This is a genomic window from uncultured Desulfovibrio sp., assembly GCF_949282365.1.
Classification (GTDB): Bacteria; Desulfobacterota; Desulfovibrionia; order Desulfovibrionales; family Desulfovibrionaceae; genus Desulfovibrio.
Map to the genome: position 1 here is coordinate 1 of NZ_CASDOY010000086.1, position 2826 is coordinate 2826.

Genomic DNA, 2826 nt, shown 5'->3' on the forward strand with positions numbered 1-2826 from the left:
ACCAGCGCGCAGGCGCTGCCGGGGTCATGGGCACGGTACCCGGCGCTCCCGTCCGTCCGCGCATCGCGCACGACACAGGACAGGGACGCGGGTTGTCCGGCGCTCCCGCCCGTACAGCGCGCCGGTCCCTGGTGTTGCGCCGCGTCATCACGCCGGACGCTGCGCGGGCCCCTGTGCCCGGGCGGAGCGCATCGCGGGGAGTGCCCCGTATCCCCGGCGTCGCGGGACGCCCTTCTTCCGGCCGCCGGCCGGGAGAGCCCCTTCCCGCCAACCTTCTACCGTGGGCCCTGGGCCCGGAGAACGCATGAGTCTGTCCCTTGCCGACAGGCAGGCCATCCTGGCCCTGCTGCATCAGGAAGTGGTGCCCGCCCTGGGCTGCACCGAACCCATCGCCGTGGCCCTGACCGCGGCCCGCGCCGCCGAGGCCCTGGGCCGGACGCCGGAACGTCTGGACGTGGCCGTCAGCGCCAACCTGCTCAAGAACGGCATGGGCGTCATGGTCCCGGGCACGGGCGAGATGGGCCTGGCCGTGGCCGCCGCGGCCGGCGCCCTGGGCGGCAAAAGCAGCCTGGGCCTGGAATGCCTGGCTCCGCTGGAGCCCGCGCAGGCCGAAGCCGCCCGGGCCCTGGTGGCGGCCGATGCCGTGGCCCTGCACCTGCCGGACAACGACCTGCTGCTCTACTGCCTGGTGACGGCCCATGCCGGCGGCCACAGCGCCGCCGCCGAGCTGCGCGACAGCCATGACAACATCACCCGCGTCTGGCAGGACGGGGTCCTGGTGGAAGACCGCGTGACCGCGGACAGCGCCGGGGACGCGCCCGCCGCCTGGCCCCTGACCCTGGCCCGGGTCTACGAATTCGCCACCACCGCGCCGCTGGAGGAGATCAGCTTCATCCTCGAGGCCGCGCGCATGAACCGTCAGGTGGCCGAGGAAGGCCTCTCCAGCCAGTACGGCCTCGGCGTGGGCAAGTCCATGGACGCCCGGGTGCGCAAGCACATCCTCTCCGACGACCTGCCCACCTTCGCCATCCGCCTGACCGCCGCCGCGGCCGACGCCCGCATGGCCGGGGTCATGATGCCCGTCATGAGCAATTCGGGCAGCGGCAACCAGGGCATCACCTGCACCATGCCCGTGGTGGCCTGCGCCATCCGGCAGGAGAGCAGCGACGAGGAACTGGCCCGCGCCCTGATGATGAGCCACCTGACCTCCATCCACATCAAACACCATCTGGGCCGCCTCTCCGCCCACTGCGGGGCCATGGTGGCCGCCACGGCCGCCGGTTGCGGCATCGCCCTGCTGCTGGACGGGGATCTGGCGGTCATGGAACGCACCATCCGCAACATGGTGGGCAACGTGGCGGGCATGATCTGCGACGGCGCCAAGAGCAGCTGCGCCCTCAAGGTGGCCACGGCCGTGGGCGCCGGCATACAGGCCGTGATGCTGGCCCTGGACGGCTCGGTGGTGCCCGGCAACGAAGGCATCACCGACGACGACATCGAGGTCTGCATCGCCAATCTGGGCCGCCTGGGCTCCACCGGCATGAAGGAAGCCGACAAGGTCATTTTGGACATCATGCTCAGAAAGTCCTAGGCTCAGGGCTCATGACGTTTTGTCCTGGGGGGAAGGGAAGGCCGCCTTCCCTGCCCAGGCGCGCCTTTTCAGACGCTCGCGGCAGCGCGCGGCGGGCAGCCTTCACCGGACATGCGTGACTGATAACATCTATTTAGTTGAAATAAATCTCAGATTCGCATAACACGCCCTGACGGGCCGCTCCCGGACGATCGCGCTCCAGGATCCTGACGGAACGTGACCACGGGGCGGGGCATCCTCCCGGGAAGTCCCGGCGGGCCCTACCGGACAGCATGCCGGGAACACCTGGCGGACCATCGCCGGACAGGGACGACAAAAAACGCGGGCGACGGCAATGAGCCGTCGCCCGCGTTTTCCCGTTTGTGGAGCTGTTCCCTCCCGGCAGGAGCGTCACGGGACAGGGGCGGGACAGGAGCGCCGCACAGGGCCGGACAGCACCTGCCCGTGCGCGGCCCGGGGCCGTACAGGCGGCGGTCAAAGTTCCCCACCAGCCTGCGGCCTGCCGCTCCGGGGCAGCAGGCCATTCCCGCCCGTGGCGTGATGGCGGTCTGCGCGTGCGCGGCCCGGCGGCCGGCGTTTCCCTGCGGTCCCGCCTCGCCCCGGCAGCCTGCCACGAAGCCCGGGACCTGTGCGCGGCGGGACCGGGCACGGACGTACGGCAGCGCAGGGCAGCGCCTGCTCAGATCTTGAAAAAGCGCAGGCGCAGGGCGTTGCTGACCACGGAGAAGGAAGACAGGGCCATGGCGGTGCCGGCGATCATGGGCGAGAGCATGGGACCGCCGAAAACATGCAGCAGACCGGCGGCCACGGGCAGGCCGAGCAGGTTGTAACCGAAGGCCCAGCCCAGGTTCTGGCGGATGTTGCGCATGGTGGCGCGCGAAAGGGCCAGGGCCGTGAGCACGGCCTCCATGCCGCCGCGCATGAGCACGATGTCCCCGGCTTCGGCGCTCACGTCCACGCCGCTGCCCACGGCCATGCCCACGTCGGCCACGGCCAGGGCCGGTGCATCGTTGATGCCGTCGCCCACCATGGCCACCAGCAGGCCTTCGGCCTGGAGACGGCGGATATGTTCCGCCTTTTCGGCGGGCAGCAGACCGGCGGCCACGTCGGCGGGCTCCAGACCGGCCTGACGGGCCACGGCCTGGGCGGTGCGTTCGTTGTCGCCGGTGAGCATGACCACCCGGATGCCCATCTGGTGCAGGCGCGCCACCACCGCGGCGGATTCGGGACGCAGG

Annotated in this window: 2 protein-coding genes; one reads left to right on the forward strand and one right to left on the reverse strand. The window is 71.0% G+C overall.

The annotated features are described in order from the left end of the window. The first annotated feature begins 304 nt into the window (after window positions 1–304). Complete coding sequence (locus Q1X76_RS10000) at window positions 305–1591, forward strand: L-serine ammonia-lyase, iron-sulfur-dependent, subunit alpha (RefSeq protein ID WP_300719741.1); 1287 nt, start codon at window positions 305–307, stop codon at window positions 1589–1591. A 679-nt stretch (window positions 1592–2270) separates the two neighbouring features. On the opposite strand, the gene Q1X76_RS10005 is transcribed toward Q1X76_RS10000, so the two are convergent. After that, on the reverse strand, window positions 2271–2826 hold a 556-nt coding region (locus Q1X76_RS10005; protein WP_300719743.1), incomplete at its 5' end, for an HAD-IC family P-type ATPase.

Excerpts from the sequence above, each read along its gene's own strand:
- Q1X76_RS10000 (WP_300719741.1), top strand. The coding sequence starts at position 305 with ATGAGTCTGTCCCTTGCCGACAGGCAGGCCATCCTGGCCCTGCTGCAT.